This is a genomic window from Arthrobacter sp. R-11, assembly GCF_049913155.1.
Taxonomy (GTDB): Bacteria; Actinomycetota; Actinomycetes; order Actinomycetales; family Micrococcaceae; genus Arthrobacter.
Genome location: NZ_CP183979.1, coordinates 193,807 through 217,453 on the forward strand (window position 1 = coordinate 193,807; position 23,647 = coordinate 217,453).

Sequence of the window (23,647 nt, forward strand, 5' to 3'; positions counted from 1 at the left end):
GGCGCTCCCCGCAGGGGGAGCGAGCCGCCGCGGCGGGGCCGGGGTTCGTCCGAGATGCAGCGCAGGGCGTAGGGAAAGTATTCCCTGCGCCCTCCCTGTTTCCCCTGTGGCGAACACGCCCCAAAATCCTTGCCGCGCCACGTAGCATCAAAGTACGTCGTAGCTAGGAGTGTGGCGAAATGTTTGAGAGATTTACGGACCGTGCCCGTCGCGTTGTTGTGCTTGCCCAGGAAGAGGCACGCATGCTCAACCACAACTACATCGGTACCGAGCACATCCTCCTGGGTCTGATCCACGAGGGTGAAGGCGTTGCTGCCAAGGCGCTTGAGTCCCTGAGCATTTCGCTCGACGGTGTCCGGGAGCAGGTCCAGGAGATCATCGGCCAGGGCCAGCAGGCGCCCTCCGGCCACATCCCCTTTACCCCGCGTGCCAAGAAGGTGCTGGAGCTGTCGCTGCGCGAAGCCCTCCAGCTCGGCCACAACTACATCGGCACCGAGCACATCCTCCTCGGCCTCATCCGTGAGGGCGAGGGTGTTGCCGCGCAGGTGCTGGTCAAGCTTGGCGCGGACCTGAACCGCGTCCGCCAGCAGGTCATCCAGCTGCTCTCCGGCTACCAGGGCAAGGAAGCGGCCGGAACAGGCGCAGGCCCGGGACAGCAGGAAGGCACCCCGGCCGGCTCGGTGGTGCTCGACCAGTTCGGCCGCAACCTGACGCAGGCTGCCCGCGAAAACAAGCTCGATCCCGTGATCGGCCGCGAGCAGGAGATGGAACGCGTCATGCAGGTCCTCTCCCGCCGCACCAAGAACAACCCGGTACTGATCGGCGAGCCCGGTGTCGGCAAGACCGCCGTCGTCGAAGGCCTGGCCCAGGCGATCGTCCGCGGCGACGTCCCGGAGACCATCAAGGACAAGCAGCTCTACACCCTGGACCTCGGGTCCCTGGTCGCTGGTTCCCGCTACCGCGGTGACTTCGAAGAGCGCCTGAAGAAGGTCCTCAAGGAAATCCGGACCCGTGGCGACATCATCCTGTTCATCGACGAGATCCACACGCTCGTAGGTGCGGGTGCTGCCGAAGGTGCCATCGACGCCGCCTCCATCCTGAAGCCGATGCTGGCCCGCGGTGAACTCCAGACCATTGGTGCCACGACGCTGGACGAATACCGCAAGCACATCGAGAAGGACGCCGCCTTGGAGCGCCGCTTCCAGCCGATCCAGGTCAAGGAACCCTCCGTTGCGCACGCAATCGAGATCCTCAAGGGCCTGCGTGACCGCTACGAGGCGCACCACCGTGTGACCATCACCGACGGCGCCCTCGCCTCGGCCGCCCAGCTCGCCGAGCGCTACATCTCGGACCGCTTCCTGCCGGACAAGGCGATCGACCTGATCGACGAAGCCGGCGCCCGGCTGCGCATCCGCCGCATGACCGCCCCACCGGAGCTGAAGGCCATGGACGAGCGGATCGCCGAGGTGAAGCTCGAGAAGGAATCGGCGATCGACGCCCAGGACTTCGAAGGTGCCGCTTCGCTGCGCGACAAGGAGCAGAAGCTCATCGCGGAGCGTGCCGAGAAGGAGCGCAACTGGAAGTCCGGCGGCATGGACGACGTCTCTGAAGTGGACGAAGACCTCATCGCGGAAGTCCTGGCGAACTCCACGGGCATCCCGGTCTTCAAGCTCACCGAGGAAGAGTCCAGCCGCCTGCTCAAGATGGAAGAAGAGCTGCACAAGCGCGTTGTCGGCCAGGACGAAGCCATCAAGGCCCTCTCCCAGGCGATCCGCCGCACCCGTGCGGGCCTGAAGGACCCCAAGCGTCCGGGCGGTTCGTTCATCTTCGCCGGCCCCACCGGCGTCGGCAAGACCGAACTGGCCAAGGCGCTCGCGGAATTCCTGTTCGGTGAAGAGGACGCCCTCATCACCCTGGACATGTCCGAGTACTCCGAGAAGCACACGGTGTCGCGGCTCTTCGGTGCCCCTCCGGGCTACGTTGGCTACGAAGAAGGCGGCCAGCTGACCGAGAAGGTCCGCCGTCGTCCGTTCTCCGTGGTGCTGTTCGACGAAGTGGAAAAGGCCCACGCGGACCTCTTCAACTCGCTGCTGCAGATCCTGGAAGACGGCCGTCTGACCGACTCCCAGGGCCGCGTGGTGGACTTCAAGAACACCGTGATCATCATGACCACGAACCTCGGTACCCGCGACATCTCCAAGAGCGTCGCCACCGGCTTCCAGTCCGGCACGGACACCCAGACCGGCTACATCCGGATGCGGGCCCGGGTCACGGAGGAGCTCAAGCAGCACTTCCGCCCCGAGTTCCTGAACCGTGTTGACGACGTCGTGGTGTTCCCGCAGCTGACGCAGGACGAGATCATCGAGATCGTGGACATGTTCGTCACGCGCCTGGAGCGTCGCCTCAAGGACAAGGACATGGGCATCGAGCTCACCACGGCCGCCAAGGTTCTCCTGGCCACGCGTGGCTACGATCCCGCCATGGGCGCCCGGCCGCTGCGCCGGACCATCCAGCGCGAGATCGAGGACCAGCTGTCCGAGAAGATCCTGTTCGGCGAACTGCACCAGGGCGACATCGTGGTGGTGGACGTGGAAGGCGAAGGCGACGAGGCAAAGTTCACCTTCGCCGGCAACGCCAAGCCGCGCATCCCTGAGATCGCGCCGAGCGCCTAGCCGCAGCGCAAACTGACGCAAAGGACCCCCGTTCATGGAACGGGGGTCCTTTGCGTTTGCCAGGCTCCGCGAGCCGGGCGCCAGGAGGTCCGATGTCCTTTTTCTGAAAGTACTGTTTCACTCTTAGAGAACTCGCTGTGATCGACGGCATCATCCGTGTTGAATCGGACCATGGACGCGAATCCCTCCGAGACCCCGGACGCACAGCCTGAAACCCCGTTCCACGATCTGGACCACTACCTGGCCATCCCGCGCGTGAGCGGCCTGGCGCTCAGCCCCGACGGCAGCCGGCTGGTCACCACCGTGGCCACCCTGAACGGCAAGGGCACCGAATACGTGACCGCCCTGTGGGAGCTGGATCCCGCCGGCACGAAGCACGCCCGGCGCATCACCCGCAGCGCCAAGGGCGAGGCTGGTGCGGCCTTCGCCGCGAACGGCGACCTCTACTTCACCTCCGCCCGGCCCGATCCGGAGAGCCCTGACACGGATCCGGTCGACGCCCTGTGGCTCCTGCCGGCCGACGGCGGCGAGGCCCGGGTGGTGCATTCGCGGGCCGGCGGAATCAGTGCCGTGCTGACCGCGAAGGATGCGGACGCGACCTTCGTGAAGGCCCCGGTCCTCGCCGGTGCAAGCGACGAAAAGGACGACGAGGACCGGCGCAAGAGCCGCAAGGACAACAAGGTCTCGGCCATCCTCCACAGTGGCTACCCGGTCCGCTACTGGGACGCCGATCTCGGCCCTTCCCAGCCCCGGATCTTTGCCGTCGAAGCCGGGGAAGATGAGGGTCCCGGCAAACCGTCAACGGTGGACGCCGTTCGCGGCCTGAAGCTCCGCAACCTGACCCCGGACGCCGGAGGCCGCCTGAGGGAAACCGAAGCGGTTGTCAGCCCGGACGGCACCACAATCTACACCAGCCTCCAGAAGCCGCTCGCGAAGGCCGATTCCCGCCATGTCCTGGCCGCCGTCGACGTCGCCACAGGCAACCTCAAGGTCATCCTGGACCGTGAAGGAATGAGCTACTTCCCCGGGCCGGTGAGCCCGGACGGCCGGACGCTCGCCGTCGTCAGCGAAAGCGACAGCACGCCGCTGCAGGCGCCGCGGGTATTGCTGCACCTGCTCGACGTCGGGAGCGGCGCGGGTGCCGGACTCGAGCCGCTGGCGCCGGAATGGGACCGCTGGGCGACGCCGGCCGCCTGGCTGCCCGACGGAAAATCCCTCCTGGCGACCGCCGACGAGGACGGCGCGACGCCGGTCTTCCGCATCGACGTCACGAGCGGTGCGGTCTCGCGGGTGACGCCGGACGCCGCGGCGTACACCGACGTCGTTGCCTCGCCGGACGGGAGCGCCGCGTATGCGTTGCGCAGTTCCTACGGCTTCCCCGCCGAGGCTGTCCGGATCGACCTGGCGGGCGGCGGCGTCGTGCGGCTTCCCGCTCCGGCCGAAAGGCCCGCCGTCAAGGGCTCGCTTGAACGGATCGAAACGACGGCGGCCGACGGCTCCCGGGTGCCCGCCTATCTGGCGCTGCCCGAGGGTGCATCCGCGCAGAATCCCGCCCCGCTGCTGCTGTGGATCCACGGCGGCCCGCTCGGTTCCTGGAATGCCTGGACCTGGCGCTGGAACCCGTGGCTGCTGGTCGCCAAGGGCTACGCCGTGCTGTTGCCGGATCCGGCCCTCTCTACCGGCTACGGGCAGGACTACATCCAGCGCGGTTGGGGCAACTGGGGCAAGGCGCCGTTCGCGGACCTGATGGCCGTTACCGACGCGGCAGTGGCCCGTCCCGACATCGACGAAACCCGCACCGCGGCCATGGGCGGCTCCTTCGGCGGGTACATGGCCAACTGGGTGGCCGGCCACACCGACCGCTTCAAGGCGATCGTCACGCACGCGAGCCTCTGGGCACTGGACCAGTTCGGCCCCACCACGGACGCTTCACAGTACTGGCTCAAGGAAATGACCCCGGAGATGGCGCTGGAGAATTCCCCGCACCTGCACTTGGGGAACATTTCCACGCCCATGCTCGTGATCCATGGGGACAAGGACTACCGGGTGCCGATCGGCGAAGGGCTGCGGCTCTGGTACGAGCTGCTGTCCGGCTCGGGCCTGCCCGCCGGCGAAAACGGGGAGACACAGCACCGCTTCCTGTACTTCCCGGACGAGAACCACTGGGTGCTCCAGCCGCAGCATGCAAAGGTCTGGTACGGCGTGGTGGAACACTTCCTGGCACGGCAGGTCCTCGGCGAAGACGTCGGGCTGCCGGAGGACCTGGGCCTGTAGCCCGGGCCGAAAAGCCTGTCTTGGCGGCTGTTGGGACGGCTGCCGGGACATGGCCGGGCGGGGAGGCCCGGCCGACATGGGGAAGGCCTGGCCGGCGCGGGAAAACGTGCCGGCCAGGCCGGGGTGCGCGGGACATAGGATGGGGGCTGTGACTCCAACGATCAGCATCCGCCCAGCCCGCACCGGCGACGTCGCCGCGATCAAGAAGCTGGTGGCGCCCCTCGCGGCGCAACGCATCCTGATGGCCAAGGAAACGGTGGCGTACTACGAGAGCCTGCAGGAGTTCCGGATCGCGGAGTCGTCCGACGGCGACGTCATCGGCTGCGGTGCCCTGCACGTCATGTGGGAGGACCTGGCCGAAGTCCGCACGCTCGCCGCGGCTGCCGACTGGCGCGGCAAGGGAGTGGGGCACGTTCTGGTGCAGCAGCTCCTTGAAGACGCAAAGGCCCTCGGGGTTTCCCGGGTGTTCTGCCTGACCTTCGAGGTGGACTTCTTCAAGCGGCACGGCTTCGAGGTCATGGCGGACCAGTCCGCGGTGGATCCGGAGGTCTATTCCGAACTCCTGCGCTCGCATGACGAAGGCGTGGCCGAGTTCCTGGACCTGGCCCGGGTGAAGCCCAACACCTTGGGCAACACCCGCATGATCAAGTTCCTCTAGCAGCCTACGGAAGGCCGGCCGGGGCGTGCCGGGGGCCCGCACGCCCGGGCCCGTTGCAGGACCTACCACGGCCGCCGGGCGGGTAGTAGGGTCAAAACAAACTACCCGATTCGTGCCAGGAGCAGCCATGAAGAAGCTCATCAACGATCCACGCGCGGTGGTGGACGAGTCCCTCGATGGCTTCGGCCTGGCCCATGCCGACATCCTGGAAGTCCACGCCAATCCTGCATACGTCGTCCGCAAGGGTGCCCCGGTAGCCGGCAAAGTGGCGCTGGTATCGGGCGGCGGAAGCGGGCATGAACCTCTGCACGCCGGTTTTGTCGGGCACGGCATGCTCGACGCCGCGGTGCCGGGCGCCGTGTTCACCTCGCCCACACCCGAGCAAATCATCCCGGCGACCGAAGCAGTGGACTCGGGGGCCGGCGTCGTGCACATCGTGAAGAACTACACCGGCGACGTCCTGAACTTCGAAACGGCCGCCGAGCTCTCGCAGGCCGAAGGCATCAGCGTCCGCACCGTCCTCGTGAACGACGACGTCGCCGTAGAGGACTCCCTGTACACGGCCGGACGCCGCGGCGTAGGCGGGACCGTGCTGGTGGAAAAGATCGCCGGCGCCGCCGCCGTCCGGGGCGACTCCCTCGACGCCGTCATGGGTGTTGCGGAAACGGTCGCCCGCAACGTACGCACCATGGGCGTGGCGCTCTCGGGCTGCATCGTGCCGCATTCCGGCGTGCCGAGCTTCGAACTCGCCGACGACGAAATCGAAATCGGCATCGGCATCCACGGCGAACCCGGCCGACACCGGATCCCCATGGAGGGCGCGGACGGCATCACCTCACGACTGCTGGAACCAGTGGTGGAAGACCTCGGCCTCGGCAAGGGGGAGCGGGCGCTGCTGTTCGTCAACGGCATGGGCGGCACCCCGCTCAGCGAGCTGTACATCGTGTACCGCCGGGCCGCCCAGTTGCTGGAAGAGAAGGGAATCACCGTCGAGAGGTCCCTGGTGGGCAACTACGTCACCTCCCTGGAAATGCAGGGTTGCTCCATCTCGGTCCTGCGCCTCGATGACGAACTCGTTGAACTTTGGGACGCGCCCGTACATACCGCTGCCCTCCGCTGGGGGATGTGACAGTGGGGTTAGGCGTCGACTGGGCCATTGAATGGCTGCAGCTTTCGGCACGGAAGATGTCCGAACACCGTGTGGAGCTTATCGAACTGGACCGGGCAATCGGCGATTCGGACCACGGCGAGAACATGGACCGCGGCTTCCAGGCCGTGCTGGAGAAGATCGCCGAAGCGGCCCCGGACACGCCCGGCGCGGCCTTGAAGCTTGCCGCGATGGCCCTGATGTCCAAGGTGGGCGGGGCGGCGGGGCCGCTATACGGTACGGCTTACCTGCGGGCCGCCACTTCGCTGGGAACCTCGACGGAAATCGACGCCGCCGCGCTCGCCGCCGCCCTTGGGGCAGCCCGGGACGGGATCGTGGCGCGGGGCAAGGCCGAGCCCGGGGACAAGACCATGGTGGACGCCTGGACCCCGGCGGTGGAGGCGGCCAATGAGGCCGTCACCCTCGGCGCGGACGCCGTTGCCGTGCTTGCCGCGGCTGCCGAAGCCGCGGAGGTGGGCGCCGTGACCACGGATCCGCTGGTGGCCAGGAAGGGTCGCGCCAGCTACCTCGGCGAACGCAGCGCCGGACACCGCGATCCCGGGGCCGTCTCCACGGCGCTGCTGCTGCGGGCCGCGGCCACCGCGGCGGGCTTCCCCGACGGGGAGACGGCGTGACGGTTGCCTTGGTCGTGGTTTCGCACAGCGCCAGGATCGCCGAAGGGGCCGTTGAACTTGCCGGGCAGATGGCCCCGGACGTCGGCCTTTTCGCCGCGGGCGGCACGGAGGACGGCAGGATCGGCACCAGCTTCGAAATCGTCTTGGCGGCGTTCGAATCGGCGCTGGAATCTGCGGCGGGCGCCGGTGTTGTGGTGCTGACGGACCTCGGCTCGGCGGTGATGACGGCGGAAGCCGCGGTGGAGTTCTGCAGCGCGCCGAAGGAGGTGCTGCTGGCCGACGCTCCCCTGGTGGAGGGGGTCGTTGCGGCGGCAGTAGCCGCGCAGGGCGGAGCGGATGCGCCGGCCGTGAAGGCGGCGGCCGCAGCGGTGCGCTTCGGCAGCGGCGGCGGCAGCACCGGCGTCGGAGGCCCGGACGATGGAATTCCCGCGGCTCCGGAGGAGAGCGGAGAATTCCTCCTGCGCAACGCCGCGGGAATCCATGCCCGCCCGGCGGCCAGGATCGCCGGGGGGCTTGCCGGGCTGGACGCAGAGGTGACCATCAACGGCGTCGACGGCACGTCAATGATGGAACTGATGGCGCTCGCCGTCGGCCAGGGTGGAAAGCTTGCCGTTGAGGCACGGGGCAAGGACGCCGCGAAAGCTGTGGCCTACGTGCGACGCCTGGTCGAGGAAGGCTTCGGCGAACCCTGACGCGGGCAAAGTACACCGGGCGGGTACCGGCGCTCGTTCGACGAAGAGGGCTGAGCATGGGTCAAGAGCCGCCGCGCACGGAGGCCAGTTTGTCCTTCAGCTCGCCGGCCATCCCCCGGATTGCGGTTTCGAGCCGTTTGTCTCCGGCCGTGACAGCCTGACCGAGCGCGCGGGAGAGGTCTTCAACAGCGAGCGTATGCCTATTGAGGGCGTCATATGATTTGCCCCTGTGATAGAGGGCTGAAGCCCGTCCCAGATGCCATTGCATCTTTTCCGCGACGGCCAGGGCGTTCCCCGCGACCTCTATGCATTCGTCGTAGCGTTGCAGCTCGTGCAGCACTCCGCACAGCAGCTGAAGGGCGTAGAACTCGATGAAGTCGGCCACGTTGGCCGGCATCTTGCTGGCCATGAGGAGTTCCAGCAGGTTTCTGGCGACAACCACTGCCACGTCGAGTTGGCCCAACATCTGGTGGATGCTGCCTTTGAGCATCATCGCCGGTCCCTGACCTTCGATCTCCCCGACGGCTTCGAAGAGCGCGATGGCCTTGTTGGCACTGGCCATGGCTTCCTGGATCTTCCCGAGGCCGCGTTGGCTCAGGGCGATATAGAGATGCGCCCAACCTTGCCTGACGGTGTTCTGGGCCTCTACCGCGGCATCCAAGGAGAGCATTGCTGTCTTGAGCGCACGTTCCGGATCATTGCGCTCGTTGCTGTAGGCGAAGGAGAGAAACCCGAGGTGCGCTGAAACCAGCTCCTTGTCTCCCACGGCACCCGCAGCCGCGGCGGAATCGGCGAAGAGCCGATGCCAGTTTCCCCATCTTTCCCAGATGCCGGCGAACCAGTGCAGGGACCCCGCAACCTTCAGCACATCCTGGTGGTCCTGCCGCGTGACGGCGTCTTGATAGGCCCCGTACCAATCAGGAGTCTCCGACTGGAGCCAGTGCCTTGCCTGTGCCGAATCGCCGAATTCCATCCCCGGGATACCGCGAATCAGCCCGGGTGCCGGGTGGGGCTCGAAACGGTTTCCGGCGTTGATGGTGGTCGTCAATAGCCATGCGCGAAGGTATGTGCGGTGCGCAGCGATGTCTTCGGCACTTGTCTGCGCGCGTAGCCGGCCCGCGGCGTAGAGCCTCAGGAGGTCGTGAAGGCGGTACCGGTTGCCGGTAAGTGCCTGGACAAGGCCCAGGTCCACCAGTTCATCCAGGCCTTCCTCGATATCCGGGGCGCCATCGATGCCCTTTGCTGCCATGGCGGCAGCTGCAAGTGGGGGGCTGAAGGTGGTGCCTTTGAGGAGGGAGAGGTTCCTGAAAAGCTGCTGCCGCTCCTCGTTGAGGTGCTCGTAGGACAAGCTGAACGCGGCCTCCACCGCGAGATCGCCTGCCACCAGCGCGCGCAGCCGGCGTTCTTCGGAACCGAGGCGGTCCAGGAAGTCGCTCACCGTCCAGCCCGGCTGGCTGGCCAGGCGGTTGCCTGCGATCCGCAAGGCCAGCGGAATGTGGTCGCATAGAACGCCGAGATCCCGGAGTGACTCCCCGCGCTGGCCCGCGGATACTATCTCGGCCAGAAAGGCTTCGCTTTCGCTTGGCGGGAGGGGCCCCACAGGAAACCGGCCCACACCTTCGAGCCCGGCAAGGCTTCGCCGCGATGTCACCACAACAACGCCTTTGTGCCCGGTTGTCAGCACCGGACGGACTTGGGCTTCACTTGCCGCATTGTCCAGAAGCACGGCCACGGGGGAGCCGGCCGAGAACTCCCGCCAAAGCGACGCGGCTGCAGCCAGTGTTTTCGGGACCTCCCTTCCCGGAAGCAGAGCTTGCCTGAGCAATGCCTGAAGGACTTGCAACGGGGTCAGGGGGAAGGCATCCAGGCCGTTGAGGTCCACGAACAAGGCCATCGCCTGATCTTCCTGCCGGCGGTGCAGGGCCTCGACTGCCATTGCCGTCTTTCCCATTCCGGGAGCGCCGTGGAGGATTGCCACCGGGGCCACAACGCGATCCTCCGGTTCCACTTCGAGGAACGCCAGGAGTTCTGCCATCTCGGAGGTGCGGCCGGTGAAATCCGGCAGGCGCCGGGGCTCAAGAGACGCCGACCTGCTGGCGGCCGCTGGACTTTTCCCAGCACGGGCGGCACCCAGGAACTCGTCCCGTTCCGTGTCCGGGAGCTTCAAGGCCGCGAGGATGGCCAGCAGGGTGCGGCGCTGCGGGGCGGTACTGACACCGCGTTCGATGTCGCTGATGGTCCGGTCGCTGATCCCGGACAGCTCCGCCAGATACTCCAGGGACATTACGGCGCGCTCGCGGTGTGCGCGGAGCAAGACCCCCAACGGCGGTGTAGGCAACCCGGGCAAATCCTCGGCGGCGGTCACCACTGATCTTTCCGGCATACGCGCTGCCATCCCTTCCGGTACGGAGTTCCTGCCCGTGGGAGGGAACGTCATGTCCGGCAAGGGGAAGCCAACATGACGTACGTCCACGTGGCCACGACTAGGTAAAGAGTATCCGCGGTTGGCAGAATTCCGGTTCTGCGTCCTTTCTTCATGGCGCCTGCAGCCGCCCTGCTGTGGACTGGCAAGGGGTCCGAAACAGCCTGGACCCCACAAGTACCCAGCCGTCGCAAACAAGACCCCAAGGAGACAGCCGCATGTCCAAAACTCCAACCATCGTCCTGGTGCATGGCGCGTTCGCTGACGCTGCAAGCTGGGCGCCCGTTACCCGGGCGCTGCTCGATGAGGGATACGAGGTGGCCGTTCCTCCGGTATTCAATCGCAGCCTTATCGGAGATTCCGCCTACATCAAGGCATTTGTCGAGCAAATTGACGGTCCGGTGATCCTTGCGGGCCACTCCTACGGTGGCGCGGTCATCACCGTAGCCGGTGCGGCCGAAAACGTCGTCGGCCTCGTCTATGTCTCCGGTTATGCGCTGGACGAAGGCGAAAGCCTCGGCGCCCTGCAAGGCGGTTTCCCGGACTCCGACCTTGCCGGGAACCTCGTCTATTCGCCCTATCCCATCGACGGCTCCGATCCAGGTACCGATGTTTCGGTGAAGTCCGAGGCCTTCCCCGACATTTTCGCCGCGGGGGTCCCGAAGGACGTAAGCCGCGTGTTGGCTGTTTCCCAGCGCCCCCTCTCGGCTGTCGCCTTCGGTGAGGCGGCGCCCGTGGCAGCCTGGAAAACCAAGCCCGCCTGGGGGATTGTCTCCAGCGCCGACCACACCATCAATCCCGACGTTGAACGTTTCGGCTACGAGCGCGCCAAAGCGCGCAAGGTGCTGGAGCTCGACGCACCGCACCTCGTCATGATGACGCACCCGCAAGAGGTTGCGAAGTTCATCACGGACGCCATCGCAGAACTTTCCTGATCGCCGGCGTCTTCGAAGAAATAGAAGGGAACATCCCATGAGCGGAAATCCGCACAACATCTCTCTTGAACGGCAAGCCCAGGCGTTCGTGGACGCCACCAGCGAGCCACCGTTCCTCTACCAGCTCACTCCTGAGGAAGGCAGGAAAGCGGTGGACGGGGTCCAGGAGAGCCAGATCTGGAAACCCGAAATCGACGAGGAATGGATTACCGTGCCCGGCGGCCCCACTGGAGCCGTGAGCACGCGCATTGTCAGGCCAAAGGGGAGCACGGGGACGCTCCCGGTCATTCTCTACACACACGGCGCAGGCTGGGTCTTCGGAGACGCACATACCCACGACCGCTTGGTGCGCGATCTCGCCGTCGGGGCAGAAGCCGCTGTTGTGTTCCCGGAGTACGACCGTTCTCCGGAGGTGCGGTACCCGGTTGCCAATGAACAGAGCTATGCCGTGGCGCAGTGGGTGGCATCCCACGGGGCGGGCAAGGGACTGGACGGTTCCCGGATGGCTGTCGCGGGTGATTCCGTAGGCGGAAACATGGCCATAGCCCTGACGCTCATGGCGAAGGAGCGCGGCGATGTCTCGTTCAAACAGCAGGTGCTGTTCTACCCCGTTACTGACGCGAACTTCGATACGGCATCCTACGAAGAGTTCGCGGAGGGCTACTTCCTCTCCCGCGATGGGATGAAATGGTTCTGGGACCAGTACACAAGCAGTGAGGCAGAGCGCGCGGAGATCACGGTATCCCCGCTTCGGGCGACAAGCGCACAACTCGCCGGCCTTCCGCCGGCTTTGGTGATCACTGCTGAAGCAGACGTTCTGCGTGACGAAGGCGAGGCATTTGCCCGCAAATTGCGGGCAGCCTCCGTCCCTGTGACACAGGTCCGCTATGGCGGAATCATCCATGACTTTGTCATGGTCAATTCGATGCATGAGACTCGCGCTGCTTCAGCTGCAATCGGACAGGCGGTTGCGGTCCTCAAGGCTGCCCTTGGTGCATGAGCCGTGACTGCTTGGCTGGCCGGCCGGGAGCATCCGGTCAGCCAGCCAAGCAGTTATCCTGCAGGAAAAGCCAGCTGGCACGGCGCCCGCCCCGGCTCAGGGAGCCTGCTTGAGTCCCGTGGCGTCCAGCACGAGGTTGGCCGTAATGACCGTCCCGCACTTCTCACCGAAAGGCTTGAGGCTCTTGGGCGTGAAGTCGAGGGTACGGACCGGAAGCGGCCTGCCGGTGGACGCCGTGCCGGTGACCTTCGCACTGATCGGAGAAGCGGTGAGGACCCCCATGTCCAGGAGGCCGTACATGGTTCCGTCCGGGGACATCGTCGCCGAACAGGTACCGTCCGGGCCCGTGCTGCACGCCTGCGGGATGGACCGGCTGCCGGGCAGGAGTTTCAAGTCGGCTTCCTTGCATTTGCCGTCCTGGCATGCCCGCAGATGTATGCCCTGGACACTCGGCACATAGTCCTCCGCGATGGTCAGGCCCACCACCGGTGCCATGGCGATGGCCGGGCACGGCGCTGACTCCGGCTGGCATCCGGAGCCCAGCAACGCCGCCGTGCATAATGCCGCAGCCGCCCATAACTTGCGCATACCTCAGGGTAGGACCGGCGCACACAGGCCGGAACGGCTCGCGCGGAAGCTTGCCGACATCGTTATGGTGCCGCGCGGAGCGGTAACGCTCAGCCGATCGGGAAGATGCCGATAAACCAGAACGAGACCACTGCGAAGACGGCGAAGAACGCGATCGCGCAGCCGATGCCCACCTTCTCTTTGGTGGACTGGTGGAACGACTCGTGGGGATTGGCCGGGTTCACCGCGACTTCGATGTACGAGCCGGGGGCCGGGACCTCCGCGGAAGGAACGTCCGAGGTGCCGTTGAAGAGCTGCCCGCCCGGCCCGCTGAACTGGTAGGTGGGGAAGTAGCGGCGGGACGGATCGGAACCGCCGACCCCGCCGGACCAGCCCGCCGTGCTGCCGGTCACCACTGCCTGGACCCTGGGCCAGCCGGCGGTCCGTGTTTCCTGCCGCCTGGCCTTCCGGGCCGTGTGCACCAGGGCGGCGATCGCGCCGATCTGGAACAGGGCCCAGACAATGTAGATCACGGCTTTCAAGTTCGTCTCCGTTCCGCGTGGAATTCCGCTGCGGGTATTGGTCAGGCGGGCAGGCGGTAGTCGCCGTCGTGCAGTTCCGCCAGGCCGTCGCGCACCAACCCGTCCAGCGCCCGCTCAAGCTGTTCGGGTGCGGAGTTGAGGCGGTGCAGCGCGGCCAGCGGAACCGCGGTTCCTTCGGCGGCGAAGCCGAGGTCGGCCGGTGCCCGTTCGAAAAGTCCGCGCGCCACGGGCGCCTCTGCCACGCGGAGCACCGCCATCACGGCGCCGCGGAGCTGGCGGTCAGTGCCGTGCCAGGCCTGTCCCTTGGGGACGTACGACGGCGGCGGCTCGCCTGCCGCCAGCCAGGCGCATTCGCCGCGGACCGGGCAGTCGGAGCACTTGGGGGAGCGGGCGGTGCACACCAGCGCGCCCAGTTCCATGACCGAGGCGTTCCAGCGCACGGACAGTGCCGTGTCCTCCGGCATGAGGGCTTCGGCCAGGCGCATCTCCGCGGCGGTAAGCGATGGCGCCGGAAGGGCCGTTCCGGACACCAGCCTGGCGTGGACGCGGCGGATGTTGGTGTCCACCACCGTTTCGCGCCCGCCGAATGCGAACGCCGCAACTGCCGCCGCGGTGTAGTCGCCGACACCGGGGAGGCCCAGCAGGTCTTCGTACGTTCCGGGTACCTTGCCGCCGTGCTCTTCGACAATTGCGACGGCGGCCGCGTGCAGCCGCAGCGCACGCCGGGGATAGCCCAGCCGGCCCCAGTGGCGCACCGCTTCGCCCGAGGCTTCCCGGGCAAGGTCCGCGGGCTCGGGCCAGCGTTCCATCCAATCCAGCCACACCGGAAGCACCCGCACCACGGGGGTCTGCTGCAGCATGACCTCACTGACCAGCACGCCCCAAGGGCTGCAGGCGGCTTCGCGCCAAGGCAGTTCGCGGGCGTTTGCGGTGAACCAGCGGTCCAGCTCCTGGTGGAGGGCGTCGAGCTGGTGGGCCTTGAGCTGCCGGGATGGGGTCTGCTGTTTGCGGGCCGGCCGGGTGCTCGTCGGTTCCGGGACTGTTGGCGATGACATGGGACCCTTTGTTGCGGCTGCGTGCTTTGCGGCCGCGCGGCCGCCGATTCCTGCCCTCCACTGTAGCCGAGCCCGGGTTCCGCGGATGGAGGGAGTGACATGAGGCAGCTCATACGGCCGGGAGCGCCGGCGGCGGCGTGGTGTGGCGGCATCCGGGGCGGGCGTTGCCTAGCCTAGTCATATGGTCACCAAGGGCAATCAAACGTCAGGCGTGCGCGGAACGCGTACAACAGGCAACGGTGCCCGGACCCCGGCCGCAACCCGCCCGAAAACCGGAGGCGCCCGGCGCAACGGCCGCCGCAGGCCGAGCCCGGCCGTGTACCGCCGTCGTCGCCTGGTGGTGTTCGTTGGCCTGCTGATCGTGCTGGGGCTGATGACCGCCGGCGTCGTGGCAATCGCGTCCTCCTTTGCCGGGAGGGGCGAGCCCGCCGCGCAGCCCGGCAACAGCCCGCAGCCGCAGGACAGCGGTACCCCGGGGCCCGGCGCCTCGGGCACTGCAAGCCCCTCCGCCAAGGCAAGCCCCGTGTGCGACCTGAACCTGGTCACCGTTGCCGCAAGCACGGACGCAGGGTCCTATGCCGCGGGCAAGAATCCTGTGCTGGGGATGAAGGTCACCAACGGCGGCACCACACCGTGCCAGGTCAACGTGGGAACCTCGCAGATGGAGTTCCAGGTGACCAGCGGGGCGGACCGGATTTTCTCTTCCCGGGACTGCCAGGCAACGGCCGAGGACCTGGTGAAGACCATCCTGCCCGGCAAGAGCGAGACTGCGAACTTCGTTTGGCAGCGCAACCGCACCACGGAAGGCTGCAGCGTGGTGAATGCCAAGCCGGGTGCAGGCACCTATGTTTTCACGGCGTCGCTGGGCAACAAGGTCAGCCCGAAGGCCGTCTTCCAGCTCCGCTAGCCGCGCACGGACCTAGCCGGTGAGCGGCGGCCGGAGTTACAGGAACCGGTCCAGGAGGCTCGCCTCGGCCATGCGGCTGAGGCCTTCGCGGACCGTGCGGGCGCGCTGGTCGCCGATGCCGTCCACAGTCATGAGGTCTTCGATGGTGGCGGCCATGAGGTTTTGGAGCCCGCCGAAATGCTCCACCAGGCGGTCCGCCACAGCCTTCGGAACCGACTTAAGCCCCGCAAGCAGGCGGTATCCCTGCGGCTGCACACCGGCGTCGAGCACATCCATGCCGCCGGCAAAACCGATGATGCTGGAGATCCTGCCCAGGTCGATCAGCTCGGTGGGGCCGAGGTCCATGAGGGCCTGCACGGCGGTGTCGATGTCCTCGGGGGAGGCGGTGTCGCCGGCGTAGTCGCGGATGATGACGTCGCTGCCCGGGCCGCGACCCATGGTGAGCTCCTCCAACTGCAAGGAGAGGAGACGTCCGTCCTCGCCGAGTTCGAGCACGTACTGGGCGATTTCCTCGGCGATCCGGCGCACCATCTCCTGGCGCTGCAGCGTGACGGCGACGTCGCGGACCGTGACCATGGCTTCGATTTCCAGCGCCGAAAGGGAACTGGTGACCTGGTCCAGCCGGGCGCTGTAGCGTTCGAGCGTGGCCAAGGCCTGGTTGGCGCGGGCGAGTACCTTCTCCGAACCTTCCAGCACGTGCCGCAGCCCGTTTACATACAGGGCGATGATCTGCATGGACTGGCTGACCGAGATGACGGGCACTCCGGTCTGGATGGCGACGCGCTCCGCGGTGCGGTGCCGGGTGCCGGATTCCTGGGTTTCGATGCTGGAATCGGGGACCAGCTGCACGGCTGCGCGGACGATGTTGCTGGCATCCTTGTCGCAGACGATGGCGCCGTCCATTTTGGCGAGTTCGCGGAGCCGGGTCGGGGAGAACTCGATGCCGATTTCGAAGCCGCCGGAACAGATGGCATCGATGGTGCGGTCCGAGCCCAGGACGATCAGGGCGCCGGTGCGTCCGCGCAGGATGCGCTCAAGTCCGTCCCGCAGCGCGGTGCCGGGCGCGACTCTTGCCAAGGTCGCCTTGAGCGATTCCTCGGGACTTCGGGCCATGCGTGTTCCCTTCGAAGGTGGCAGGACCCCGTAACCGGTCCGGCATCAATGCCGGCGATGTTCAGGAAAAGTGCCCCGGCAGCGGCTAGGACAATGATAGATCCTCGCGCATGCCTTAACCGCACAAGCAAGCCTCAAAGTGGCCCGTTTGTGCCCTGCCGGGAGAGGGCGGGAAACGGCCCTCCGGGCATCATCGCGGAGGGCCGTTTTGTCAGTAATGCGCTGTCAGCAATCGGCTGTCAGTAATCCGCCTGGCGCTCGAGCGTGTTGCCGAGGCGGAGCATCGCGAGGCTGACCAGCAGGAAGCCGACCGCGATGCCCACCGCGAACAGTGCTACCCCGCCCCAGCCGCCGGCACGTGCGGGGTCGATGAACCAGTACGGGTACCAGTTCACGAAGGCCCCGCGGATGAGGCTGTAGGCCAGGTACGCGATGGGGTAGACGAGCCAGTACCAGAGGTGCCGGATTGTCATGGTGGTGCGCGGCGGCTGGAACAGCCAGTCGGCCACGACAACCACCGGAATCAGGTAGTGCACCACGAAGTTCACCCACGGAAGCATGGAGCCCAGATCCTGGCCGGTAAGCAGCGCGCCGAAGACGATGCCCACGATTGCCATTGCGATGGTGGCCGTGCCGCGGGTGGTTTCATCCAGCTCGGTGGGCTGTTTGCGGACCAACAGCCGGTAACCGCTGACGAGCAGCACCACGGCGGCGAAGAGGTTGGACAGGTTGGTGAAGTAGCTGAAGAAGTTCCACACGTCGTAGCGCAGGCTGATGTGCACGGCCAGCTGCGTCCCGACGGCGACAAGGGTCAAGAGGCCGAAGAAGAAGCGTCCCCCAATAAGCACCGTTCTTTTGGTCATGGAACCACTCTTCCGCACCCCCGGGCACCGCCGCCGCGCGACACCCCCGCGCCGGGAGTTACGCGACCGGCGCGAGCGACGAAACTCAGCCCAGGACCAAACTCAGCTGATCAGCAGTTCCAGCGCCTCGGCCACATGGGCCACCTCCCGCACGGAGAACCCTTCCGGGACGGGGCCCGGCCCGTTGGGGCTGGCAGGAACGACCGCGTGCGTGAAGCCCAGGCGCTGGGCCTCGTGGATCCGCTGGTTGATGCCTGGGACCGGGCGGACCTCGCCCGCCAGGCCCACCTCGCCGAAGGCGATGAGCCGCTGCGGGAGGGCCTTGCGGGACTTAGCCGAGGCCACGGCCAGGGCGATGGCGAGGTCCGTGGCCGGTTCGCTGAGCTTCACCCCGCCCACGGTGGCCACGTAGGAGTCGTCCTTGTGCAGGATGCAGCCGGCCCGTTGCTGCAGCACGGCCAGCAGCATCGAAACCCGTGAGTTGTCCAGGCCGCTTGTGGCGCGCCGTGGCTGGGAATTGGCGCTTTCGGCCAGCAGGGACTGCACCTCGGCCAGCAGGGGCCGCCGCCCCTCCATGGTCACGGTGATGCAGGTGCCCGAAACGGGTTCGCGGGTGCGGGAGACGAAGAGTCCGCTGGGATCGGCGAGGCCTTCGATGCCGGCTTCGTTGAGGTCGAAGCAGCCGACGTCGTCCGTGGCGCCGTAGCGGTTCTTGACGGCGCGCAGCAGCCGGAGCCGGGAATGGCGCTCGCCTTCGAACTGGCACACGACGTCCACGAGGTGCTCCAGGAGCCGCGGACCGGCGATGGAGCCGTCCTTGGTCACGTGTCCCACGAGCAGGGTGGTCATGTTGCGGCGCTTGGCGGCGGCGATGATGGACGCGGCCACTTCACGGACCTGGGAAACCCCGCCGGCACTGCCCTCCACCTCTGTGCTGCTGAGGGTCTGCACGGAGTCCACGATGAGCAGCTTGGGTTCGAGCTTCTCCACCTGCCCGAGCGCCTGCCCGAGGTCGGTTTCCGCGGACAGGTAGAGGGTGTCCGCGATGGCACTGATCCGTTCCGCGCGCAGCTTCACCTGAGCGGCGGATTCCTCGCCCGTGACGTACAGGACGTCCTGGCCCGTGCGGGCGAACTTCGCCGCGACATCCAGCAGCAGCGTGGACTTCCCGACGCCCGGCTCCCCGGCCAGCAGGATCACCGCGCCGGGAACCAGCCCTCCGCCGAGCACCCGGTCCAGTTCGTCGACGCCGGTAGGCAGGAACGCCGCCGTCGTACCGTCCACCTCGGCAATCCGGCGGGCGGGCTCCAGAACGGTGGCGGCCGCCGTCGTACGCGCTACCGTGGCGCCGGACTCCTCAACGGTTCCCCACGCCTGGCACTCGCCGCAGCGGCCCACCCACTTGACGGTGGTCCAGCCGCATTCGGCGCATTTGAACGCGGGGGCCTTGGAGGCGCGGGAGGTCTTGGTAGCCATGCGTACAAGGCTAGTGGAGGGGTGCGACAGGAAAGCCGCTACAGCGGCGGCAGGGCGTCCCGGGCTTCGGCGGGTTCCATGCCGGCGGCCTCGAGCAGGTCCACCATGAGCGGGCGGAAAAGCATCACCACGGTTTCGCCCTCCAGCTTCTGGACGCTGAGCAGCTTCGGGTGCAGCCGGGTGGCGATGTCCGCGAGGTCCTGCCGGGCGACGCGCATGTGGGCCCGGCGGGCGCCGTCGTGCACTTCCGCCAGGCCCAGCGCAAGCTCGTCCACCGCGGCGGCAGTATCCCGCAGCACCCCGGAAATGTTGTCCGTCGCCTCGTCCGTGAGGGCGGTGTGGTTGATGGCGCTGGTGAGCCGCCGGGCGAACACCCGGCTGTTGCGCAGGGCGAGGTCGATCGAGTCCAGCGAGGCCTCCATCGCGTTCAACTCGTCGCGGTGCTTGCGGTACGCCGGGGCAAGCGTGGCCACCTCGCCGGCGGCGCGCAGCGACTGGCGCATCCGGTCCACCAGCGGCTGGCAATTGCGGCCGCGGACCAGGGCGTGCCAGGCGATGGTGGAATCGCTGTCGATCATCGCGTCAGCGCATTCGCGAAGCACCTCCGCCAGTTCGTCCAGCAGTTTCCGCACGTCCTGCCGCGGTTCCAGCCGCGGATCCTTCGGCATCAGCACCGTGACCAGCAGCGCGAAGACGCCCCCGACGACGGCGTCCAGGCTGCGGGTGAACGGACCTCCCGGCGGCGCCGGGAGCAGCACGACCAGCAGCGACTGCAGCCCGAGCTGGGTGGTGAAGATGGTGCCGCTGTCCAGGAAACGGGCCAGCAGGATCGAGAAGAGCAGCACGATGGCGGCCTGCCAGACCCCGGAGCCCAGCCAGTGCACCAGCAGATCGCCCACCACGATGCCCAGGGTGCAGCCAAGGCCCACCTCCATGACCCGGCGCAGGCGGGGATCGCGGGAGAAACCGAGGGCGATCAGGGAGGACGTGGCTGCGAAGAGGGGGCCGGTGTGGCCAAGGACGTGTTCGGCGAAGGCGTAGGCGCCTACGGCACAGACGGTCATCTGGACGGCGGGGACCACCGATTTCCGGGTCCGGGTGATGCCTGTTCGCAGCCGCGTCCGAAGAAATTTCGAGGTGGCTGAGAGTCCGGGCGGGGCGTCCATGCCTCAAGTCTATTCAGCATGAAAGACGCAAGGGCGGCGCTGCAGATGTAAGGGAATGGTCCGCTTCCGTTCACCCGCCGTTCACCTTGGACCGCCGATCCCGTTACCTGAGGCTCTTACCGTCGATCAAGGTACAAAACGAGTACGAATCTCCCCACAGCCGACCCTCCTCGGCACGCATCTGAGAATCCCTGGAAGGGGTACATCAAAGTGAAGGCAACTCGCTTCGGCCGCAACGCGGCAATCGCGGTCATCGCAGCTGGCGCCCTGGCGCTCACCGCTTGTGGTTCCGACAACGCAACCGGCTCCCCGGCCAGCAGCCAGGCCGCCGCCGGTACCAAGGTCACCGGCACCCTGACCGGCATCGGCTCCTCCGCGCAGGGCGCGGCCATGGACGCCTGGAAGACCGGCTTCGCCGCCGCCAACCAGGGCGCAAACGTGCAGTACTCCCCGGACGGCTCCGGCGCTGGCCGCAAGGCGATCATCGACGGCTCCGCCCAGTTCGCCGGCTCCGACGCCTACCTCAAGGACGAAGAGCTCGCCGCCTCGAAGGCCAAGTGCGGCCCCGAAGGCGCCATCGACATCCCGGTGTACATTTCCCCGATCGCCGTGGCCTTCAACCTGCCCGACATCAAGGAACTGAAGCTCGACGCCGCCACCGTCGCCAAGATCTTCCGCGGCCAGATCGCCAAGTGGAACGACCCCGCAATCGCCGCCCTGAACCCGGACGTCAAGCTCCCGGACCTCAAAGTCACCCCGGTGAACCGTTCCGACGACTCCGGCACCACCAAGAACTTCACCGACTACCTTGCCTCCGCTGCCGCCGACGTCTGGACCGACAAGGCCGACGGCGTATGGCCGGCTTCCCTGAAGGGCGAGAACGCCAAGGGCACCTCCGGCGTCGTCAAGACCGTCACCGACACCCCCGGTGCCGTGACCTACGCCGACGACTCCGCCGTTTCCGGCAAGCTGGGTGTTGCCCAGATCAAGGTCGGCAGCGAGTTCGTGAAGATCTCTCCCGAGGCTGCCGCCAAGGCAGTCGAGGTCAGCAAGCAGGCTGACGGCCGCGCCGCCAACGACGTCGCCATCAAGCTGGACCGCAAGACCACCGAAGCCGGTGTCTACCCGGTTGTCCTGGTCTCCTACCACGTCGTCTGCACCACCTACGACAAGAAGGAAACCGCGGACCTCGTCAAGGCTTTCGAGAGCTACGTAGTCTCCGAAGAGGGCCAGAAGGCTGCTGCTGACGCCGCCAAGTCCGCACCGCTGTCCAAGGCGCTGCAGGAGAAGGCCAAGGCCGCCATCGAGTCCATCAAGGCCAAGTCCTAAGGACCGCTCCGGCCGGCGGCACCGCGGTGCCGCCGGTTTGGAACACCGCAGTTCCCTGTCCCGCCGCCGATGGCACACCATCCCGGCGGGGCGGGGAACTTGGCCATTTTCCGCACTGATGCTGAAGGTAGACGTGACCACCAACTCCCTGACCACTTCCCAGGGCGCCGGGCGCGCCGGGGACAAGGTCTTCTCCGGAGCCGCCATGACCGCGGGATGCCTCATCCTCGCCGTCCTGTTCGGCGTCGCACTCTTCCTGGTTGTCCAGGCCATCCCGGCCTTCGTGGCCCCGGCGGCAGACATCCAGGGCGGCCAGGGCTTCATCGCCTACATCTGGCCGATCGTCCTGGGCACGCTGATCGCTGCCCTGATCGCCCTCGTGATCGCCACCCCTGTGGCGATCGGCGTGGCGCTGTTCATCTCGCACTACGCCCCGCGCCGCCTCGCCTCCGGCCTGGGCTACGTGGTGGACCTCCTTGCCGCTATCCCCTCCGTTGTCTACGGCGCCTGGGGTGCCGCTTTCCTGGCCAAGGAAATCGCCCCGGCCTATGACTGGCTGGCCAACAACCTGGGCTGGCTGCCGATCTTCCAGGGACCCGCGTCCGCCACCGGCAAGACCATCCTGACCGCCGGCATCGTGCTGTCCGTCATGGTGCTGCCCATCATCACCTCCCTGAGCCGCGAAATCTTCCTGCAGACCCCCAAGCTGCACGAGGAAGCCGCGCTCGCCCTCGGCGCCACCCGCTGGGAAATGATCAAGATGGCCGTGCTGCCGTTCGGCCGTCCCGGCATCATCAGCGCCGTCATGCTCGGCCTGGGCCGCGCCCTCGGCGAAACCATGGCCGTGGCCCTGGTGCTCTCCTCCGGCGTCCTGACGGCAAGCCTCATCCAGAGCGGCAACCAGACCATCGCCGCCGAAATCGCGCTCAACTTCCCCGAGGCCGGCGGCCTGAAGGTCAACACCCTGATCGCCGCCGGCCTGGTGCTGTTCGTCATCACCCTGGGCGTGAACATGGTGGCGCGCTGGATCATCACCAAACACAAAGAATTCTCGGGAGCGAACTAATGACCCTCACAGCCCCCGTAACCCGCAAGCGCTCCGCACTGACCAAGGGCCAGCTGCCGGCGTACGCACCCTATGTGGTGCTCGCCGCCGCCCTGGTGCTCGGCGCCGCCATCCTCGCCCTGATCGGCTTCAACGTCTTCAGCTGGGGCGTGGTTTCCGCGACCCTCTTCACCCTGGGCCTGGTCGCCTGGAGCGGCGTGGTTGAAGGCGCCCGCAAGGCCAAGGACAAGCTGGCCACCTGCCTGGTGGTCGGCGCGTTCCTCGTTGCGCTCCTGCCCCTGGTTTCGGTGATCTGGACCGTGCTGGTCAACGGCATCCCCGGAATCCTCACCCCCGGCTTCCTCGGGACCTCCATGAACGGGGTCACCGGCGCGTTCGACAACAAGGCAGTCGAAGAAGGCACCAAGGTGCTCGGCGGTGTCTACCACGCGCTGATCGGCACCGTACAGATCACCCTGCTGGCCACCGTCATCTCGGTGCCCGTGGGCCTGCTCACCGCGATCTACCTCGTGGAATACGGCAACGGCCGCCCCCTGGCCCGTGCCATCACCTTCTTCGTGGACGTCATGACCGGCATCCCCTCGATCGTGGCCGGCCTTTTCGCAGCGGCGTTCTTCTTCGCCGTCGTCGGCCCGGGCACCAAGACCGGTGCCGTCGCCGCCGTCGCGCTTTCGGTGCTGATGATCCCGGTGGTGGTCCGCTCCAGCGAGGAAATGCTCAAGATCGTCCCGAACGAACTGCGCGAGGCCTCCTACGCGCTGGGCGTGCGGAAGTGGCGGACCATCCTGAAAGTGGTCATCCCGACGGCGATCTCCGGCATCGCGTCCGGCGTCACCCTTGCGATCGCCCGCGTGATCGGTGAGACTGCTCCCATCCTGGTCACCGCCGGCTTCGCCACCACCATCAACAACAACGTCTTCGGCGGCTGGATGGCCTCGCTGCCCACGTTCATCTACACGCAGATCCTCAACCCGACCTCGCCTTCCAACCCCGGTCCCTCGGACCAGCGGGCCTGGGGCGCGGCCCTGGTGCTGATCATCCTGGTGATGCTGCTGAACCTCGCAGCCCGCTTGATCGCGCGGATCTTCGCCCCCAAGGCCGGCCGATGACGCCGGGCCGCCTCCATAT

At 67.0% G+C, this 23,647-nt stretch carries 20 protein-coding genes; 12 read left to right on the top strand and 8 right to left on the bottom strand.

Annotation, left to right across the window (positions count from 1 at the left end; all coding sequences use genetic code 11):
* The first annotated feature begins 179 nt into the window (after window positions 1–179).
* The 6 genes from ACN9M4_RS00960 to dhaM all read left to right on the top strand — a co-directional run bounded on the left by ACN9M4_RS00960 (window position 180) and on the right by dhaM (window position 8,078).
* Window positions 180–2,672, top strand: a complete 2,493-nt coding sequence (locus ACN9M4_RS00960) for an ATP-dependent Clp protease ATP-binding subunit (protein ID WP_426301486.1) — start codon at window positions 180–182, stop codon at window positions 2,670–2,672.
* A gap of 171 nt (window positions 2,673–2,843) precedes the next feature.
* Window positions 2,844–4,946 carry an alpha/beta fold hydrolase gene (locus ACN9M4_RS00965; protein WP_426301488.1) on the top strand — a complete coding sequence of 701 codons (2,103 nt, stop codon included), beginning with the start codon at window positions 2,844–2,846 and terminating at the stop codon, window positions 4,944–4,946.
* Between the two features lie 139 nt (window positions 4,947–5,085).
* The gene (locus ACN9M4_RS00970) at window positions 5,086–5,604 is read left to right on the top strand and encodes an amino-acid N-acetyltransferase (RefSeq protein ID WP_426301490.1); all 519 of its coding nucleotides are present in this window, start codon (window positions 5,086–5,088) and stop codon (window positions 5,602–5,604) included.
* 127 nt (window positions 5,605–5,731) lie between these two features.
* Window positions 5,732–6,733, top strand: coding sequence for a dihydroxyacetone kinase subunit DhaK (gene dhaK, locus ACN9M4_RS00975; protein WP_426301492.1), 1,002 nt, complete (start codon window positions 5,732–5,734; stop codon window positions 6,731–6,733).
* A gap of 2 nt (window positions 6,734–6,735) precedes the next feature.
* Complete coding sequence (gene dhaL / locus ACN9M4_RS00980) at window positions 6,736–7,386, top strand: dihydroxyacetone kinase subunit DhaL (protein WP_426301494.1); 651 nt, start codon at window positions 6,736–6,738, stop codon at window positions 7,384–7,386.
* Entirely contained in the window at window positions 7,383–8,078 is a 696-nt protein-coding gene (gene dhaM, locus ACN9M4_RS00985) for a dihydroxyacetone kinase phosphoryl donor subunit DhaM (protein ID WP_426301496.1), read from the top strand. Before dhaL ends, dhaM begins: the two co-directional genes overlap by 4 nt.
* 61 nt (window positions 8,079–8,139) lie before the next feature.
* Here dhaM and ACN9M4_RS00990 read toward each other — a convergent pair whose 3' ends face one another.
* Window positions 8,140–10,461 (bottom strand): helix-turn-helix domain-containing protein, encoded by a 2,322-nt coding sequence (locus ACN9M4_RS00990; protein WP_426301498.1) that lies wholly within the window; start codon window positions 10,459–10,461, stop codon window positions 8,140–8,142.
* A 257-nt stretch (window positions 10,462–10,718) separates the two neighbouring features.
* Here ACN9M4_RS00990 and ACN9M4_RS00995 point away from each other — a divergent pair, with 257 nt between their 5' ends.
* Both ACN9M4_RS00995 and ACN9M4_RS01000 read left to right on the top strand, forming a co-directional pair.
* Window positions 10,719–11,435 carry an alpha/beta fold hydrolase gene (locus tag ACN9M4_RS00995; RefSeq protein WP_426301500.1) on the top strand — a complete coding sequence of 239 codons (717 nt, stop codon included), beginning with the start codon at window positions 10,719–10,721 and terminating at the stop codon, window positions 11,433–11,435.
* 37 nt (window positions 11,436–11,472) lie between these two features.
* Window positions 11,473–12,435 (top strand): alpha/beta hydrolase, encoded by a 963-nt coding sequence (locus ACN9M4_RS01000; protein ID WP_426301502.1) that lies wholly within the window; start codon window positions 11,473–11,475, stop codon window positions 12,433–12,435.
* A gap of 96 nt (window positions 12,436–12,531) precedes the next feature.
* Here ACN9M4_RS01000 and ACN9M4_RS01005 read toward each other — a convergent pair whose 3' ends face one another.
* From ACN9M4_RS01005 to ACN9M4_RS01015, 3 genes are all read right to left on the bottom strand, one after another.
* Window positions 12,532–13,023, bottom strand: coding sequence for a hypothetical protein (locus ACN9M4_RS01005; protein WP_426301504.1), 492 nt, complete (start codon window positions 13,021–13,023; stop codon window positions 12,532–12,534).
* Window positions 13,024–13,112: 89 nt separating this feature from the next.
* Complete coding sequence (locus ACN9M4_RS01010) at window positions 13,113–13,535, bottom strand: DUF3592 domain-containing protein (protein ID WP_426303356.1); 423 nt, start codon at window positions 13,533–13,535, stop codon at window positions 13,113–13,115.
* A 50-nt stretch (window positions 13,536–13,585) separates the two neighbouring features.
* Window positions 13,586–14,422, bottom strand: coding sequence for an A/G-specific adenine glycosylase (locus ACN9M4_RS01015; protein WP_426303357.1), 837 nt, complete (start codon window positions 14,420–14,422; stop codon window positions 13,586–13,588).
* Window positions 14,423–14,780: 358 nt separating this feature from the next.
* Between ACN9M4_RS01015 and ACN9M4_RS01020 the strand changes: the two genes are divergently transcribed.
* Complete coding sequence (locus tag ACN9M4_RS01020) at window positions 14,781–15,506, top strand: hypothetical protein (protein ID WP_426301506.1); 726 nt, start codon at window positions 14,781–14,783, stop codon at window positions 15,504–15,506.
* A gap of 36 nt (window positions 15,507–15,542) precedes the next feature.
* On the opposite strand, the gene disA is transcribed toward ACN9M4_RS01020, so the two are convergent.
* From disA to ACN9M4_RS01040, 4 genes are all read right to left on the bottom strand, one after another.
* Window positions 15,543–16,619 carry a DNA integrity scanning diadenylate cyclase DisA gene (gene disA / locus ACN9M4_RS01025; protein WP_426301508.1) on the bottom strand — a complete coding sequence of 359 codons (1,077 nt, stop codon included), beginning with the start codon at window positions 16,617–16,619 and terminating at the stop codon, window positions 15,543–15,545.
* 239 nt (window positions 16,620–16,858) lie between these two features.
* On the bottom strand, window positions 16,859–17,482 hold the full coding sequence (locus ACN9M4_RS01030; protein ID WP_426301510.1) for a Pr6Pr family membrane protein: 624 nt from the start codon (window positions 17,480–17,482) through the stop codon (window positions 16,859–16,861).
* Between the two features lie 102 nt (window positions 17,483–17,584).
* Window positions 17,585–18,958, bottom strand: a complete 1,374-nt coding sequence (gene radA / locus ACN9M4_RS01035; protein WP_426301512.1) for a DNA repair protein RadA — start codon at window positions 18,956–18,958, stop codon at window positions 17,585–17,587.
* Between the two features lie 38 nt (window positions 18,959–18,996).
* Complete coding sequence (locus ACN9M4_RS01040; protein ID WP_426301514.1) at window positions 18,997–20,124, bottom strand: FUSC family protein; 1,128 nt, start codon at window positions 20,122–20,124, stop codon at window positions 18,997–18,999.
* Window positions 20,125–20,334: 210 nt separating this feature from the next.
* On the opposite strand from ACN9M4_RS01040, the gene pstS reads away from it, so the two are divergent.
* The 3 genes from pstS to pstA all read left to right on the top strand — a co-directional run bounded on the left by pstS (window position 20,335) and on the right by pstA (window position 23,628).
* Complete coding sequence (gene pstS / locus ACN9M4_RS01045) at window positions 20,335–21,453, top strand: phosphate ABC transporter substrate-binding protein PstS (protein WP_426301516.1); 1,119 nt, start codon at window positions 20,335–20,337, stop codon at window positions 21,451–21,453.
* Between the two features lie 133 nt (window positions 21,454–21,586).
* On the top strand, window positions 21,587–22,519 hold the full coding sequence (gene pstC, locus ACN9M4_RS01050; RefSeq protein ID WP_426301518.1) for a phosphate ABC transporter permease subunit PstC: 933 nt from the start codon (window positions 21,587–21,589) through the stop codon (window positions 22,517–22,519).
* Window positions 22,519–23,628, top strand: coding sequence for a phosphate ABC transporter permease PstA (gene pstA / locus ACN9M4_RS01055; protein WP_426301520.1), 1,110 nt, complete (start codon window positions 22,519–22,521; stop codon window positions 23,626–23,628). Before pstC ends, pstA begins: the two co-directional genes overlap by 1 nt.
* The last annotated feature ends 19 nt before the right edge of the window (window positions 23,629–23,647 follow it).